The organism is Streptomyces sp. NPDC018693 (assembly GCF_044391385.1).
Classification (GTDB): domain Bacteria; phylum Actinomycetota; class Actinomycetes; order Streptomycetales; family Streptomycetaceae; genus Streptomyces.
This window is the reverse complement of the sequence record NZ_JBIRZZ010000001.1, coordinates 811811-827619: the sequence shown is the minus strand read 5'-3', so window position 1 is coordinate 827619 and position 15809 is coordinate 811811. Positions and strand designations below refer to the sequence as shown.

Below are 15809 nucleotides of genomic sequence, written 5' to 3'. Positions count from 1 at the left end.
CCCCGTCCGGCGGATGGACGGAGCTCGTTGGAGAAGCCTTCGACCAGGGGACGGATGGGACCGCGCAGTGCGGGGCTACGAGAGCCAGGAGCGGGAGCCGGCGGCTGACGTCGACCACCTCACTCGGTTCGAAGCCGAGATGAAGCGGCTGAAGACCGAACGGGAAAAGGCGATCCAGCACGCCGAGGACCTCGGCTACCAGGTCGAGGTGCTGCGCGCCAAGCTGCACGAGGCGCGGCGCACCATCATGACCCGGCCCGCCTTCGACGGCGGCGACATCGGGTACCAGGCGGAGCAGCTGCTGCGGAACGCGCAGGTGCAGGCCGACCAGCTGCGCCAGGACGCCGAGCGTGAGCTGAGCCAGGCGCGGGCGCAGACCCAGCGGATCCTCCAGGAGCACGCCGAGCAGGCCGCGCGTCTCCAGGCGGAGCTGCACCAGGAGGCGGTGACCCGCCGCCAGCAGCTCGACCAGGAGCTGGCCGAGCGCCGCCAGACCGTCGAGGCGCACGTCAACGAGAACGTGGCCTGGGCCGAGCAGCTGCGCGCCCGTACGGAGTCACAGGCCCGTCGGCTGCTGGAGGAGTCCCGCGCCGAGGCCGAGCAGGCCATGGCGGCCGCCCGCGCGGAGGCCGAGCGGCTGACCGGTGAGGCCCGGCAGCGGCTGCAGAGCGAGGCGGAGGCGGCCCGCGCGGAGGCCGAGCAGATCCTGCGCCGGGCGCGCACGGACGCCGAGCGGCTGCTGAACGCCGCGTCCACCCAGGCCCAGGAGGCCAGCGACCACGCGGAGGCGCTGCGCTCGTCCACCGTGACCGAGTCGGACGCCGCCCGCCGGCAGGCGCAGGAGCTGAGCCGCGCCGCCGAGGAGCGGATGGCGCAGGCCGAGGAGGCGCTGCGCAAGGCGCAGGCCGAGGCGGAGAAGCTGGCCGCGGAGGCCAAGGAGGCCGCCGCCAAGACCCTGTCGAGTGCCGAGGCCGCCAACGAGACCCGCACGCGTACGGCGAAGGAGCAGGTCGCCCGGCTGGTCAGCGAGGCCACCAAGGAGGCGGAGGCGACCAAGGCGGAGGCCGAGCAGGCGCTCGCCGACGCCCGCGCCGAGGCGGAGAAGCTGGTCGCGGAGGCCGCCGAGAAGGCTCGTACGATCACCGCCGAGGAGAGCGCGACCCAGCTGTCGAAGGCGGCGAAGACCGCCGAGGACGTGCTCAACAAGGCGGCCGAGGACGCCAGGAACACCACCAAGGCCGCGGCCGAGGAGGCCGAGCGGATCCGCAAGGAGGCCGAGGCCGAGGCGGACCGGCTGCGTGCCGAGGCGCATGACATCGCCGAGCAGCTCAAGGGCGCGGCGAAGGACGACACCAAGGAGTACCGCGCCAAGACGGTCGAGCTGCAGGAGGAGGCCCGCCGGCTGCGCGGCGAGGCCGAGCAGCTGCGCTCGGAGGCGGTCGCCGAGGGCGAGAAGATCCGGGCCGAGGCGCGCAAGGAGGCCGTCCAGAAGATCGAGGAGGCCGCCAAGTCCGCCGAGGAGCTGCTGGCGAAGGCCAAGGCGGACGCGGACGAGCTGCGCCAGAGCGCGACGGCGGACAGCGAGAAGGTCCGCACCGAGGCCATCGAGCGCGCCACCGCGCTGCGCCGGCAGGCCGAGGAGACCCTGGAGCGGACCCGGCAGGAGGCCGAGCGGCACCGGGCGGAGGTCGTCGAGCAGGCCGAGGCGGTCACGGCGGACGCCGAGCGGGCCGCGCGTGAGCTGCGGGAGGAGACCGAGCGGGCCGTCGAGGCGCGGCAGGCCGAGGCCGCCGCCGAGCTGACCCGGCTGCACTCGGAGGCGGAGGCCCGGCTGGCCTCCGCCGAGCAGGCGCTGACCGAGGCCCGGGAGGAGGCCGCGCGGATCCGCCGCGAGGCCGCCGAGGAGACCGACCGGCTGCGTTCGGAGGCCGCCGAGCGGATCCGTACGCTGCGGCAGCAGGCCGAGGAGGAGGCCGACCGGCTGCGCACCGAGGCCGCCGCCGACGCGTCCGCCGCCCGCGCCGAGGGCGAGTCCGTCGCCGTACGTCTGCGGTCGGAGGCAGCGGCGGAGGCGGAGCGGCTGAAGTCGGAGGCGCAGGACAGCGCCGACCGGGTGCGGGCGGAGGCGCAGGCCGCGGCGGAGCGACTGGCGGCGGAGGCGTCGGAGACACTGGCCGCCGCGCAGGAGGAGGCCGTACGGCGTCGTCGGGAGGCCGAGGAGACCCTCGGCGCGGCCCGGCAGGAGGCCGACCAGGAGCGGGAGCGGGCCCGCGAGCAGAGCGAGGAGCTGCTGGCCAGCGCGCGCAAGCGGGTCGAGGACGCGCAGGCCGAGGCGGTCCGGCTGGTCGATGAGGCCGAGCGGCGGGCCGGCGAGATGGTGTCCGCGGCCGAACAGCATGCCCAGCAGGTGCGGGACTCGGTGGCCGGGCTGCACGAGCAGGCCCAGGAGGAGATCGCCGGGCTGCGCAGCGCCGCTGAGCACGCGGCCGACCGTACGCGCCGGGAGGCCGAGGAGGAGGCGGACCGGGTCCGCGCCGACGCCTACGCGGAGCGGGAGCGGGCCGGTGAGGACGCGGCGCGGCTGCGCCGGGAGACGCAGGAGGCGTCGGAGGCCGCGAAGGCGCTCGCCGAGCGCACGGTGGCCGACGCGATCGCGGAGGCCGAGCGGCTGCGTACGGACGCTTCGGCGCACGCCCAGCGGGTGCGTACGGAGGCGTCGGACGCGCTGGCCGAGGCCGACCAGGCCGCGTCCCGGACCCGCGCGGACGCCCGTGAGGACGCCAACCGCATCCGGTCGGACGCCGCCACTCAGGCGGACACGCTCATCACCGAGGCCCGCGCCGAGGCGGAGCGGCTCCAGACGGAGACCATCGCCGAGGCCGAGCGGCTCCAGTCCGAGACGGCTGCCGAGGCCGAGCGGCTGGTCACCTCGGCCCGCGAGGAGGCCGACCGGATCCGTGCCGAGGTGGCGGACGCGCTGGCCGAGGCCGACCAGTCCGCCGCACGCACCCGGGCCGACGCCCGTGAGGACGCCAACCGCATCCGGTCGGACGCCGCCACCCAGGCCGACACGCTCATCACCGAGGCCCGCGCCGAGGCGGAGCGGCTCCAGACGGAGACCATCGCCGAGGCCGAGCGGCTCCAGTCCGAGACGGCCGCCGAGGCCGAGCGGGTCCGTGCCGAGTCGGTCGCCAAGGCGGAGAAGCTCATCGGGGACGCCACCGACGAGGCGGAGCGGCTGCGCGCCGGGGCCGCCGAGACGGTGGGGGCGGCCCAGCAGCACGCCGAGCGGCTGCGCGCCGAGGCCGAGCGGGTCAGGGCGAAGGCGGAGGCGGAGGCCGAACGGCTGGTCAACTCCGCGCGGGAGGAGGCCGACCGGACGCTGGACGAGGTCCGCAAGGAGGCCAACAAGCGGCGCTCGGAGGCCGCCGAACAGGTCGACAAGCTCATCACGGAGACCACCGCCGAGGTCGACAAGCTGCTCACCGAGGCGCAGGAGCAGGCCCTGCAGACCACCGCGGACGCGGAGTCGCAGGCCGACACGATGGTCGGCGCGGCCCGCAAGGAGGCCGAGCGGATCGTCAAGGAGGCGACCGTCGAGGGCAACTCCCGGGTGGAGAAGGCCCGTACGGACGCGGACGAGCTGCTGGTCGGCGCCCGCCGGGACGCCACCGCCATAAGGGAGCGCGCGGAGGAGCTGCGCGACCGCATCACCGGCGAGATCGAGCAGCTGCACGAGCGGGCCCGCCGCGAGGTCGCCGAGACCATGAAGTCGACGGGCGACCGCTGCGACGCGCTCATCAAGGCCGCCGAGGAGCAGCTCGCCAAGGCGCAGGCGAAGGCGAAGGAGCTGGTGTCGGAGGCCAACTCCGAGGCGGGCAAGGTCCGTATCGCCGCCGTGAAGAAGGCCGAGGGGCTGCTCAAGGAGGCCGAGCAGAAGAAGGCGTCGCTCGTCAGGGAGGCCGAGGAGCTCAAGGCGGAGGCGATCCGGGAGGCCCGGCGCACCGTCGAGGAGGGCAAGCGCGAACTGGAGGTGCTGGTGCGCCGCCGGGAGGACATCAACGCCGAGATCTCCCGTGTCCAGGACGTCCTGGAGGCGTTGGAGTCCTTCGAGGCGCCGTCGTCCGGCAAGGACGGTGGGGTCAAGGCGGGCGCGACAGTCGGAGCGCCTCGATCGGGTGGCAAGTCTACGGACAGCTAGCGAAGTGGGCGGTTTCCGGTGAAGTCTGGGGTCTTTGCCCTGGTCTTTGGCAAGCCGTCCGGCGTTCAGCCACCCAAAAGGGGTGTCATTTTCCAGATCAAACACGCATCCGCTCGATGACACGCCGCTACGGCCCCTAGGATTCCACCTATCACCTCACCGGTCTCATTCGACAGGAACCCCATGAGCGACACTTCCCCCTACGGCTTCGAGCTTGTGCGGCGTGGGTACGACCGCGCTCAGGTGGACGAACGGATCTCCAAGCTCGTCTCCGACCGTGACAGCGCTCTCGCCCGCATCACCGCTCTGGAAAAGCGCATCGAGGAGCTCCATCTCGAGACGCAGAACGCGCAGGCGGCCGTGACGGAGTCCGAGCCGTCCTACGCCGGTCTCGGCGCCCGCGTCGAGAAGATCCTGCGTCTCGCCGAGGAAGAGGCCAAGGATCTGCGCGAGGAGGCCCGCCGCGCGGCCGAGCAGCACCGTGAGCTCGCCGAGTCGGCGGCCCAGCAGGTGCGCAACGACGCAGAATCGTTCGCTGCGGAGCGCAAGGCCAAGGCCGAGGACGAAGGCGTCCGGATCGTCGAGAAGGCCAAGAGCGACGCCTCCCAGCTGCGTGCCGAGGCGCAGAAGGACGCGCAGTCCAAGCGCGAGGAGGCGGACGCCCTCTTCGAGGAGACGCGCGCCAAGGCCGCGCAGGCCGCCGCCGACTTCGAGACGAACCTCGCCAAGCGCCGCGAGCAGTCCGAGCGGGACCTGGCGTCCCGTCAGGCCAAGGCCGAGAAGCGCCTCGCCGAGATCGAGCACCGCGCGGAGCAGCTGCGCCTGGAGGCGGAGAAGCTGCGCACGGACGCCGAGCGCCGCGCCCGCCAGACGGTGGAGACGGCACAGCGTCAGGCCGAGGACATCGTGGCCGACGCCAACGCCAAGGCCGACCGCATCCGCTCGGAATCCGAGCGCGAGCTGGCCGCCCTCACCAACCGCCGCGACTCCATCAACGCGCAGCTGACGAACGTCCGCGAGATGCTCGCGACGCTCACCGGTGCCGCGGTGGCCGCCGCCGGCGCCCCGGCGACGGACGACGAGCCGATCTCCCGGAGCGTTCCGGCCCAGCAGTCCCGGTAACGGTAACGGCCCGGCGTACAGCGGCTGAAAACCTACGGAGCCCTCTGCCCCTGATGTGGCAGAGGGCTCCGTCCCGTTCTAGCGTGGCCGCATGATCGAGCTCGAAGGTCTGACCAAGCGGTACGGCGAGAAGGTGGCGGTCAACAACCTCACGTTCACGGTGAGACCGGGGGTCGTCACCGGTTTCCTCGGCCCCAACGGCGCCGGCAAGTCCACCACGATGCGCATGATGCTCGGGCTCGACCGCCCCACCGCCGGTGACGTCCGCATCGACGGCATCCACTACGACCAGCTCAAGGATCCGCTGAAGTACATCGGCGCCCTGCTGGACGCGAAGGCCGTGCACGGCGGGCGCAGCGCCTTCAACCATCTGCTGTGCCTGGCGCAGAGCAACGGCATCCCTCGCCAACGGGTCCATGAGGTGCTCGACACCGTCGGGCTGACCTCGGTGGCGAAGAAGAAGGCCAAGGGCTTCTCGCTCGGCATGGGCCAGCGGCTCGGCATCGCGGGCGCGCTGCTCGGCGATCCGCGGATCCTGATGTTCGACGAGCCGGTCAACGGGCTCGACCCCGAGGGCATCCACTGGATCCGGAACCTGATGAAATCGCTGGCGGCACAGGGCCGGACGGTGTTCGTGTCCTCGCACCTGATGAGCGAGATGGCGCTCACCGCGGACCATCTCGTCGTCATCGGGCAGGGCCGACTGCTCGCCGACACCTCCATGGCCGACTTCATCGCCCGCAACTCACGGTCGTACGTCCGTATCCGCACCCCGCAGCGTGAGCGGCTGCTCGACGTCCTGCACGGGGCCGGGATCACCGCGGTGGAGGCCGGCGAGGTGCTGGAGGTCGACGGGGGCAAGTCGGAGCAGATCGGGGAGCTGGCGGCGCAGCACAGCGTCGTGCTGCACGAGCTGAGCCCTCAGCAGGCGTCCCTGGAGGAGGCGTTCATGCAGCTGACCGCGGAGTCGGTCGAGTACCACGCGCACACCGACCCGGCGGCGGCTGCTCCCGCGGCGCAGTGGGGCGACGACTGGAGGAGGGACTGACATGGCGGCGACCCAGGTCATCAGGTCCGAGTGGACGAAGATCCGCTCCGTCGCGTCCACGGTCTGGACGCTCTCCCTCGCCGTGATCGTCACCATCGCCCTCGGCATGCTGATCGCGGCGCTGTCGAAGAACGAGTTCGCGAACCTGAGCGAGCGCGACCAACTGTCCTTCGACCCGACGTTCATCAGCTTCGCGGGGATGAGTCTCGGTCAGCTCGCGATGATCGTGTTCGGGGTGCTCGTCGTGTCGAACGAGTACAGCTCCGGCATGATCCGCACCTCGCTCGCCGCGGTGCCGCAGCGCGCCACCTTCCTGTTCAGCAAGATCGCGGTGGCCACCGGGCTGGCCCTCGTCGTCGGCCTCGCCACCAGCGTCGTGGCGTTCTTCCTCGGGCAGGCGATGCTCGGCGAGCACAAGGCGTCGATCGGCGACCCCGGGGTGCTGCGCGCGGTGATCGGCGGCGGGATCTACATGACCCTGATCGCCGTGTTCTCGATGGGCGTGGCCGCGATGCTGCGCTCGCCGATGCTGTCGCTCGGCATCCTGATGCCGTTCTTCTTCCTGATCTCCAACATCCTCGGCAATGTCGACGCCACGAAGAAGGTCGGCCAGTACCTGCCCGACCAGGCCGGCAGCAAGATCATGCAGGTGGTCACGCCGGTCGACGACGACACGCCGTACGGGCCCTGGGGCGGGCTGGCGATCATGGTGGTGTGGGTGGCTGCGGCGCTGATCGGGGGCTACGTGCTGCTGAAGCGGCGTGACGCGTAGGAGCGGGCACGGAACGATCTCTTTTTACCTCCCCTTGGGTGGAACCGTCAGCGCCTCGATATCCTCCTAACCCTTACGGGGGCGGGTGTTCCCGCTGTCCTGAACCTTTCGATGGGTGCGGAGCATGATCGAGGCAGTCGGCCTGACCAAGCGCTACGGCGACAAGACCGCTGTGTACAACCTTTCCTTCCAGGTGCGGCCCGGTGCCGTCACCGGCTTCCTCGGGCCGAACGGCTCGGGCAAGTCGACGACCATGAGGATGATCCTCGGGCTGGACAACCCGACCGAGGGGTCGGTGACGATCGGCGGCTACCCGTACCGCAAGCTGCCGAACGCGCCCCGTCAGGTGGGCGCCCTGCTGGACGCGAAGGCCGTGCACGGCGGCCGGTCCGCCCGCAGCCACCTGCTGTCCCTCGCCCAGCTGTCGGGCATCCCGGCGCGGCGTGTCGACGAGGTGCTCGGCGTGGTGGGCCTGCAGGAGGTGGCGAAGAAGCGCTCCAAGGGCTTCTCCCTCGGCATGGGCCAGCGGCTCGGCATCGCCGCCGCGCTGCTCGGCGACCCCCAGGTGCTGCTGTTCGACGAGCCGGTCAACGGCCTCGACCCCGAGGGCATCCTGTGGGTGCGCAACCTGATGAAGGCGCTCGCGGCCGAGGGCCGTACGGTCTTCGTCTCCTCCCACCTGATGAGCGAGATGGCGCTGACCGCGGACCATCTGATCGTCATCGGGCGCGGTCAGCTGCTCGCCGACATGAGCGTGCAGGACTTCATCGAGGCGAACTCCGCGGGCTTCGCCCGGGTGCGCACCCCGGACACCGAGCCGCAGCTGCGGGAGAAGCTGACGGCGGCGCTGACCGAGGCGGGCGGGCAGGTGCTTCCCGAGCAGGACGGCGCCCTGCGGGTGACGGGACTGGCCCTGCCCCGCATCAGCGACCTCGCGCACGACAGCGACGTACGGCTGTGGGAGCTGTCCCCGCACCAGGCGTCGCTGGAAGAGGCGTACATGCGGATGACCCAGGGCGCCGTCGACTACCGCTCGACGATCGACCAGAAGGCCGGCCTCCAGCAGCCCCTGCCGCCGGGCGCCCAGCCGCCCATGCCGGTCCCCGGTCAGGGCCAGCCGGGCTGGTACGCCCCGCCGCCGCCCACGGGTCCCTACGGCGGCCAGGGCGCCGCCCCTGGCGCGGTCCCCGCCCCGGGCGCGCCCAACCCGTACGCCCAGCCGTTCGCCCCGCAGGCTCCCGCATCCGCCCCGAACCAGTCCGAGGACGCACGATGAGCACCCCCCAGTCGCAGCCGCCGCAGATGGCGCCGGGAGCCGCGTACCCGGCCTACACCTCGCCGATCCCGATCGTGCGCACACACCTCGGGCATGCCATCGCCTCCGAGTGGACCAAGATCCGGTCGGTGCGCTCGACGATGTGGACGCTGGGCGTGTTCGTGCTGCTGGTCGTCGGCCTCGGGCTGGGGACCGCGGCGCTGGTCGCCGCCAACGCCTCCGAGGGCGACATGTCGGGCCAGAACCCGCTCGGCCTGGGCTTCTTCGGTCTGCTGCTCGGCAGCATCTGCGTCATCACGCTCGGCGTCCTGACCACGGCCTCCGAGTACGGCACCGGCATGATCCGTACGACGATGACCGCCTGCCCCTCGCGCGGCCGGGTGCTCGGCGCCAAGGCGCTGGTCTTCTTCCTCGTCGCGTTCACCGTCACGCTGGTGTCCAGCCTGGTGGTCGCCCTCTTCGACGTGGCCATGGTGACCGACGCCGCCGAGCCGTCCGGCGCGGAGTGGCTGAAGGGCACCGTCGGGGTGTCCCTCTACATCGCGCTGCTCGGCATGGTCTCGCTCGCCATCGGCTCGATCATCCGCCACTCGGCCGGCGCGATCACCATCATGATCGGTGTGCTGCTGGCCCCGCTGGTCATCGCGCTGTTCATGTTCTCGTCGTCGCTGGAGGACGTGCGCCAGTTCCTGCTGGAGTACTCGATCCCCAACCAGCTGAGCGTGTTCTACGAGTCGTCCCTCAGCGACAGCGGCCCGACCGGCTGGGACCCGCTGTGGATCGCGCTCGGCGCCACGGCCGCGGTGTTCGCGCTCGCCTTCGCGCTGCTGGAGCAGCGGGACGTGTGAGCACGCCCTAGAACCTCGGCGCGTTACGGGACCGCCGCACCCCCGGGTCGCGGCGGTCCCGCGCGTTCCAGCAGGACTTGTGCCAGTGCCGGCGGTCGTCGACCCCCGCGTGCTGTGGCCAGGCCACCACGTGCGGCACCCCGTCGGGGATCAACTGGTCGCAGCCGGGGCAGCGGTACGTCTTGCCCTGCGCGCTCGCCCCGGCCACATGCCGTACGCTCCACTCCTCGCCCTGCCAGCTCACCGTCGACTGCCAGCCGCCGTAGCGGCTGGCGCGGTCGTCCTCGGCGCTCCGGCCGGACGACGAGCCGGCGGCCTTGGGTCGGTTGCGACGCGGGGACACGGGACACCTCACGGAGCTATACAGGATGCGGGGATCCCATCCAGCGTACGCGGCGCCGCGCGCGGTACACGTAAGGCGACGAGTGCCCAAGTCCCCAGCGGGCACCCGATTCTGCAGACAATCCGCAAATCTCTCCGCCAGGCCGTGTCCTCGGCACGTGTCAGACGGTTATGCCGGGTGGGGGAGCTCCGCGTCGGAGCCAAGGAAGCAGGAAAGTGCCATGCGCGTAGGAAGTTTCGTGTTGGCGGCCCAGTTCCCGGGTCAGGGCCAGGGGGAGGCGCTGCACCGCGCCGTCCGCTCGGCCGAGGTCGCCGAGGAGGCCGGGCTGGAGTCGGTCTGGCTGGCCGAGCACCATTTCGTGCCGTACGGCACCTGCCCGTCCGCCATCACCCTCGCCGCGTTACTGCTGGGCCGCACCCGCCGCATCCGGGTCGGTACGGCGGTCAGCGTGCTGCCCACCACCCACCCCGTCACCCTCGGCGAACAGGCCGCGCTGCTGCACCTGACGAGCGGCGGCCGCTTCTCCCTCGGCGTGGGGCGGGGCGGGCCCTGGGTCGACCTGGAGGTGTTCGGGGCCGGGCTCGCGGCGTACGAGACGGACTTCCCGGAATCACTCGATCTGCTGGTGCGCTGGCTGCGTGAACCAGCCGTCGGCGCCGACGGCGAGCGATTCCGCTTCCGTGAGGTGCCCGTCGTACCACGGCCGTCGGAAGCGCTGACGGAGACCGAGGGGCCGGAGGTCGTCGTCGCCTGCACCTCCCCCAAGTCGGTGCGGCTGGCCGCCGAGCGCGGGCTGCCGATGCTGGTCGGTATGCACCAGGGCGACGAGGAGAAGGCCGAGATGATCGCCCTGTGGCGGCGGCACGCGCGCGCGGCCGGGCGGCCGGTGGAGGAGATCCGCCGGGCCGCCCATGTCTCGGCGGGCGTCTGCCAGATCGCGGACCGGCGGACGGACGCGGTGGAGACCCTGGTGAAGGCGATGCCGGGCTGGCTGCGGCAGGGGCTCGACGCGCATGTCACGGTGGACGGGCGGCTCCGGCAGATGCGGGATCCGGTGGCGTACACCGAACTGCTCTGCGGGCTGCACCCGGTGGGCACTCCGCGGCTGTGCGCCGACCGCCTGGCGGCGACCAGCGAGCGGACCGGCATCTCCCGCTTCGCGCTGCTCGTCGAGGGCTCCGGCGATCTGGCGGCGACGGAGGAGAACGTACGGCGGCTGGGCGCGGAGGTGCTCCCGCAACTGCGCTGACACGTTGACGGCACTTCTTGATGGCACGTCCATGGCACGTCCTGATTGCACGTCTTGATTGCACGTCTTGACGGCGCTTCCCAACCGCCTTGCTCCGCCCGGCGCTTGCCGCTCCAGTAGTGCATGCACCTCCCGCGTGTGGAGCGGCAAGCCGCAGGCTCACCGCGTCAGCAGTCCCGTAGTTCCGGGGACTGGTTCAGCAGTTGGGCGCGCACCGACGTGAAGCGGGCGAGTGTGTCGTCGACCGCGGGGTCCAGGGGGAACACGGCCACCCGGTGGCAGTTCTGGAAGGCAAGCCGAACACCGAAGTGCCGCTGCAGGGCGCCGCGTATGGCGTCACTCGCGAGCGCACGCAGCAGCTGACCGCGTGCCTGCTCGTCCGGCGGGGGCGTCTGGTTGTCGGCGAAGGCACCGCCGTCGACCTTCAGCTGGGCCACCAGGGAGCTGATCATCTCCCATGCGAAGGGCAGGGAGGTCCGGACGCAGTCGACGAATTCTGCTTCGTCGACCTCGCCTCGCTCGGCCTGTTCGAGTAGGGCCGGTGAGACGTCGAGCGACATGGGTTCTCCTCTCGCACCCCAGAAGAACAGGGGTTGCCGGACAGATGGGGGAGTTCGCATGCCGAAATCCCGCACACGCTGAGTACACGCATCGCGACCTCCCGTTCACTACGGTAGGCAACGGACGGTGACGGCACCAGGAGAATGGGAACACAGGGAATTCCGCTTGGGGCCACAATCGGCCAGGATCGGTCAGGGGTAGGAACCCCTGGTTTCCAGGAGAAATCGGTGTGGCCCGGAGGGCCTGCGTTGAGGGTGGTGGTGGGCGACGGGTGGGAGAATCGCGCGCATGGCGGGGCGTCGGATAGCGTTGCCGACCATGCGTCTCGTCATTGCCAGGTGCTCCGTGGACTACGCGGGCCGACTCACCGCACACCTCCCCTCCGCCCCCCGTCTCATCCTGGTGAAGGCGGACGGCAGTGTGTCGATCCACGCGGACGACCGGGCCTACAAGCCCCTGAACTGGATGTCGCCGCCCTGCACGCTGAAGGAGGGCAGCGGCGACGAAGAGGGCGTCTGGACCGTCGTCAACAAGGCGGGCGAGAAGCTCATCATCACGATGGAGGAGATCCTCCACGACTCCTCGCACGAACTCGGCGTCGACCCCGGCCTGATCAAGGACGGCGTGGAAGCGCACCTGCAGGAACTGCTCGCCGACCGCATCGAGACCCTCGGCGACGGGTACAGCCTCATCCGCCGCGAGTACATGACGGCCATCGGGCCGGTCGACATCCTGTGCCGGGACGCCGACGGTCAGACGGTGGCCGTGGAGATCAAGCGGCGCGGCGAGATCGACGGCGTGGAGCAACTCACCCGCTACCTGGAGCTCCTGAACCGCGACCCCCACCTCGCCCCGGTCCGCGGCATCTTCGCCGCCCAGGAGATCAAGCCCCAGGCCCGCGTCCTCGCCACCGACCGCGGCATCAACTGCCAGATCCTCGACTACGACGCCTTGCGCGGCATCGAGGACGACAAGCTCCGCCTGTTCTGACCCACCCGGCGGGCCCACATCCCCGGGCCCGCCACCTCCCCACAACCTCCGAACCGCTCCTCCCACCACGCCCCTCACCCTGCGACCCGCCACGTCAACGCCTCTCCCCCGCCGCACCCCCTCACCCCGCGGCCTCCGGCTCCCCTCTCCCGCCGCACCCCTCACCCCGCCGCCCGCCACCTCGAGCGCCTCTCCCCCGCCGCGCACCCCTCACCCCGCCGCACCCCTCACCCCGCCGCCCGCCACCTCGAGCGCCTCTCCCCCGCCGCGCCCCTCACCCCGCGGCCTCCGGCTCCTTTCCCCCCGGCCGCACCCCACCGCACGGCCCGCCACCTCCGGCGCCTCTCCCCCTCCGCGCCCCTGACGCTGCGGCCCGCTGCCTCGACGCCTCTCCGCCCGCCGCACCCCTCACCCCGCAGCCCGCTGCCCGCGGCTCCCCTCCCCCGCCGCACCCCCACCGCACGGCCCGCTGCCTCGACGCCTCTCCGCCCGCCGCGCCCTCGTTCTCCTCGCCGCTTCCTCGCCCTGCTCCCTCTCCATCCCGCTCCCCTCTCCCCCGCCCCTTCTTCCCGCCGCGACGGCGCTCAGGCGAGACGGCGGAGCCCGGCGGTGCCGATGCGGCCTGAGGCCGTCCGGAGCCGCCGGGCTCCTTTGTTGTGGCTGGTCGCCGTCGCGGCGGGAGCAGGGGCCATGGGTCACATCAGCGAGCCGGGCGAAGGAGATCCGCTGCTGGTCTCGGATGTGCTCGCGGACTGGGTTGTGGACTCGCTCTGGGCCGGGCTGGACGGCACCGCCCCGCTGGCCGTTGTCGTGTCGTCCCCGGTCGGCGACTCGGTGCCGGACGGGGTCGGCGACTCCGACGGGGTCGGCGTATTGCTGTTCGTCGGCGACATGGACGGCGACGCGCTTCCGGACGAGCCCGACGGCGACGGCGAAGTCGAGGAGGACGCGGACGGCCTCGGTGACGTACCGCCGCCGCCACTGCCACTGTCGGAGCCCTGGCTGCTGCTGGTCCCCGGCGAAGGCTCCCTCGGGCCGGTGGGCCCCGTGGGCGTCGTGGGGTCGTCCGAGGTGCCCGGGGTACCGTCGGGGCCGGGGTCGGTGGGGCGGCCGGTGGCCTCGCCGGTGTCGCCGCCGGGGGCGTCCGTGTTGCCGCCGGGCGTCGCCGCGCCGAGGTCGTCGTCGCCGGGGCCGACGCCGGCGGAGGGGTTGACGCCGACCCGGTCGGAGGGATCACCGGCGTCGTTGTCGGAGGTGGCGCCGAGGGTGACGACCGTGCCGAGGACGGCGACGAGCAGGGCGCCCGCACCGGCGGCCACGAGATTGCGCTTGGCGAGGCCACGCAGACCGCTGCGGCGGTGGGCGGCCGGAGCGGCGGTGCCGAGGGGCTGAGGGGTGATCAGGGTCGGTCCGGTGGGCGGCCCGGCGGTCAGCACGGGACGCGGCGGCGGCGCCGACTCCTCGTGGCGGGCCTCGGACACCTCCTCCCCGGCCGTCGCGGCGGCGACCCCGGGCACGTCGCCCGAGCGGTCGGCGACCAGCGCCAGCGCCCGCCGCCCGGCGACGGTGCCGCGCTTGTCCGCGACCGCGCCGCGCAGCCCGATGGAGGACTCCAGCTCGGCACGGGCGCGGTCGAGCTGTCCCTCGCACAGTGCGAGGATGCCGAGTTCGTGGTGGAAGTACGCCTGGTCGGCGACCTCCCCGGAGATCCGGGCGGCCTCGGCGCCGGCCCGCAGCGCCTTCTCCCAGGCGCTCCACTGCAGTCCGGCGGCGAACGCGGGCGCCGCGGTCCGGGCCAGCCGTACCGGCGTGCTCTCCTCGCCCTCGGCGGGCGGCGCGGCCGTCGGTGCCAGCGCGGTGAGGGCGACGAGGACCGCGTCGGCCTCGGCGCAGACCCGCTCGGGGGTGACGGACGGGTGTCCGGCCCACCAGGCGTAGTGCTGGGCGGCAGTACGGCGCAGTTCGTCGGCGTCGGTGGCGTACCCGGCGGCCTCCAGCTGGGTCTGGACGCCGGCGGCGAGCCGGTAGCGGGGACCGACCGGGGAGACGAGCCCGCAGGCGGCGAGTTCGCCGAGGGCCGCGTCGGCGTGGGTGTCGCCGACGAGGGCGGGCAGATGGGCCTGGTGCGGTACCTCGCCGTCGAGCGCGACGGCGAAGCGGAGGGTGGCCCGGGCGGAGGCGCTGAGCCGGGCGGCGAGCAGCGGGGCGGGCGCGGCGGCCTCGCCGAGGGAGGGCAGCGGTATCTCCTCGCCCTCGGCGGGCGTGGCATCGGCGGGCGCCGGGAGCGGTCGGGCGTCCTCGAAGACGCCGAACTCGTCGACGGCGTCGGCCCCGGCCCTCAGCTGGTCGCGCCGCCGCAACAGGGCACCGGCCTGTACGAAGCGCAGCGGCAGGCCCTCGGACTCGAACCAGAGGTCGCCGGCCCAGTTGGTCTCCTCCTCGGTGAGCATCCGGCCGACGGCGCGCTCGATGATGTCGATGCCGCCCGCGCGGTCCAGGCCGGGGAGGGCGACCTCCTCGACGCCGGAGTCGGCGGAGGGCGGCGGGATGTCCGGGGTCGCGCCGAAGAGGAAGGCGCACTCGGGGGTGGCGTCGAGCAGTTCGTCGAGGGCCGCGCCGCCGAGGTCGAGGTCGTCGATCACCACGACCGCGCCGATCTCACCGACGAGGGAGCGCAGTTCGTCCGGGTCCGGGCGGTACGCGGGGGCGTCGTACACCGCGTGGAGCAGGTCGTGGAGCAGGTCGCCGGTGGTGCGGTGCAGGCCGCAGAGGCGGACCACGCCGTCGGGGGCGAGGTCGGCGCAGTCCTCGGCGACGAGGTCGAGGAGGCGGGTGCGGCCGGAGCCGGCGGGGCCGACGAGACGGACGGAGCGGCCGCGGGCGAGCAGCCGGACGAGCTGTTCGCGCTCGTCCTGCCGGCTGAGCAGGGGCAGCACGGGCTGGGCGGGCCCGGCCGGGGCGGGCGGCCGTGCGGCGCGTTCGGCCTCGGCGCGGGCGGCGGTCGTACGCCGGGTGGGACGCGCGGGGCGCTGGGTGGGCGGGCACCGCTCGATCTCGGTGCCGTCGACCGGGTTGACGGTGACCAGGTGATCGCCGGCGACGAGCCGCGAGGTACGGGCCACGGCCGGGGCGTGCTGGCCGAGGTCGGGTGTCAGGGGGTCCCTGGACGGGCGTGGGCGCGGCGCACGGCTGTCGCCACCGTGGCCGTACTCCTCGGGTCCCCGGTTGGTCGGGTCCATAGGTTCATGCCCCCCAAAAGCGTCGTGTGGCGGTAGCCCCTCCCGGCCTTGCTGCACACTTCGCTGTCGCTTCTGGTCCGGTGCCCGCGCGAGGGATGCGGGCGGCGGGCAGACGAACCGTAAACCTTCGCACAGTATCTCCGACAGGCCGGGGTACCGA

The 15809-nt window shown here is 72.8% G+C and carries 11 protein-coding genes; 8 read left to right on the top strand and 3 right to left on the bottom strand.

All coding sequences use genetic code 11. The features are described 5' to 3' along the window. Nucleotides 1-67 precede the first annotated feature (67 nt). From scy to ACH5AC_RS03920, 6 genes are all read left to right on the top strand, one after another. Entirely contained in the window at nucleotides 68-4201 is a 4134-nt protein-coding gene (gene scy, locus ACH5AC_RS03945) for a polarized growth protein Scy (protein ID WP_398859993.1), read from the top strand. 183 nt (nucleotides 4202-4384) lie between these two features. Next, nucleotides 4385-5323, top strand: a complete 939-nt coding sequence (locus tag ACH5AC_RS03940) for a cellulose-binding protein (protein WP_398859992.1) — start codon at nucleotides 4385-4387, stop codon at nucleotides 5321-5323. A 91-nt stretch (nucleotides 5324-5414) separates the two neighbouring features. Beyond that, nucleotides 5415-6371: an ABC transporter ATP-binding protein gene (locus ACH5AC_RS03935; RefSeq protein WP_398859991.1), complete on the top strand. Its 957-nt coding sequence runs from the start codon at nucleotides 5415-5417 to the stop codon at nucleotides 6369-6371. Nucleotide 6372: 1 nt separating this feature from the next. Continuing rightward, nucleotides 6373-7143, top strand: coding sequence for an ABC transporter permease (locus tag ACH5AC_RS03930; protein ID WP_398859990.1), 771 nt, complete (start codon nucleotides 6373-6375; stop codon nucleotides 7141-7143). Nucleotides 7144-7267: 124 nt separating this feature from the next. Beyond that, nucleotides 7268-8419 (top strand): ATP-binding cassette domain-containing protein, encoded by a 1152-nt coding sequence (locus ACH5AC_RS03925; protein ID WP_398859989.1) that lies wholly within the window; start codon nucleotides 7268-7270, stop codon nucleotides 8417-8419. Then, nucleotides 8416-9267, top strand: coding sequence for an ABC transporter permease (locus tag ACH5AC_RS03920; RefSeq protein ID WP_398859988.1), 852 nt, complete (start codon nucleotides 8416-8418; stop codon nucleotides 9265-9267). The genes ACH5AC_RS03925 and ACH5AC_RS03920 overlap by 4 nt, the downstream gene beginning before the upstream one ends. Nucleotides 9268-9274: 7 nt before the next feature. Here ACH5AC_RS03920 and ACH5AC_RS03915 read toward each other — a convergent pair whose 3' ends face one another. Further along, nucleotides 9275-9610, bottom strand: coding sequence for an ATP/GTP-binding protein (locus tag ACH5AC_RS03915; protein WP_398859987.1), 336 nt, complete (start codon nucleotides 9608-9610; stop codon nucleotides 9275-9277). 220 nt (nucleotides 9611-9830) lie between these two features. Between ACH5AC_RS03915 and ACH5AC_RS03910 the strand changes: the two genes are divergently transcribed. Then, the gene (locus ACH5AC_RS03910) at nucleotides 9831-10859 is read left to right on the top strand and encodes an LLM class flavin-dependent oxidoreductase (protein ID WP_398859986.1); all 1029 of its coding nucleotides are present in this window, start codon (nucleotides 9831-9833) and stop codon (nucleotides 10857-10859) included. 167 nt (nucleotides 10860-11026) lie between these two features. Here the strand turns inward: ACH5AC_RS03910 and ACH5AC_RS03905 are convergent, their stop codons facing one another. Beyond that, on the bottom strand, nucleotides 11027-11419 hold the full coding sequence (locus ACH5AC_RS03905; RefSeq protein WP_398859985.1) for an SCO5389 family protein: 393 nt from the start codon (nucleotides 11417-11419) through the stop codon (nucleotides 11027-11029). 319 nt (nucleotides 11420-11738) lie between these two features. Between ACH5AC_RS03905 and nucS the strand changes: the two genes are divergently transcribed. Beyond that, a complete protein-coding gene (nucS, locus tag ACH5AC_RS03900) occupies nucleotides 11739-12410 on the top strand; it encodes an endonuclease NucS (protein WP_398859984.1) in 672 nt (223 codons plus the stop codon). Nucleotides 12411-13105: 695 nt separating this feature from the next. On the opposite strand, the gene ACH5AC_RS03895 is transcribed toward nucS, so the two are convergent. Beyond that, nucleotides 13106-15649, bottom strand: coding sequence for an ATP-binding protein (locus tag ACH5AC_RS03895; protein WP_398859983.1), 2544 nt, complete (start codon nucleotides 15647-15649; stop codon nucleotides 13106-13108). Nucleotides 15650-15809 lie beyond the last annotated feature (160 nt).

What these genes read in the sequence shown, in the direction of transcription:
- ACH5AC_RS03940 (WP_398859992.1), top strand. Translation starts at nt 4,385, where the DNA reads ATGAGCGACACTTCCCCCTACGGCTTCGAGCTTGTGCGGCGTGGGTAC.
- ACH5AC_RS03935 (WP_398859991.1), top strand. Translation starts at nt 5,415, where the DNA reads ATGATCGAGCTCGAAGGTCTGACCAAGCGGTACGGCGAGAAGGTGGCG.
- ACH5AC_RS03930 (WP_398859990.1), top strand. Translation starts at nt 6,373, where the DNA reads ATGGCGGCGACCCAGGTCATCAGGTCCGAGTGGACGAAGATCCGCTCC.
- ACH5AC_RS03925 (WP_398859989.1), top strand. Translation starts at nt 7,268, where the DNA reads ATGATCGAGGCAGTCGGCCTGACCAAGCGCTACGGCGACAAGACCGCT.
- ACH5AC_RS03920 (WP_398859988.1), top strand. Translation starts at nt 8,416, where the DNA reads ATGAGCACCCCCCAGTCGCAGCCGCCGCAGATGGCGCCGGGAGCCGCG.
- ACH5AC_RS03910 (WP_398859986.1), top strand. Translation starts at nt 9,831, where the DNA reads ATGCGCGTAGGAAGTTTCGTGTTGGCGGCCCAGTTCCCGGGTCAGGGC.
- ACH5AC_RS03905 (WP_398859985.1), bottom strand. Translation starts at nt 11,419, where the DNA reads ATGTCGCTCGACGTCTCACCGGCCCTACTCGAACAGGCCGAGCGAGGC.
- nucS (WP_398859984.1), top strand. Translation starts at nt 11,739, where the DNA reads ATGCGTCTCGTCATTGCCAGGTGCTCCGTGGACTACGCGGGCCGACTC.
- ACH5AC_RS03895 (WP_398859983.1), bottom strand. Translation starts at nt 15,649, where the DNA reads ATGGACCCGACCAACCGGGGACCCGAGGAGTACGGCCACGGTGGCGAC.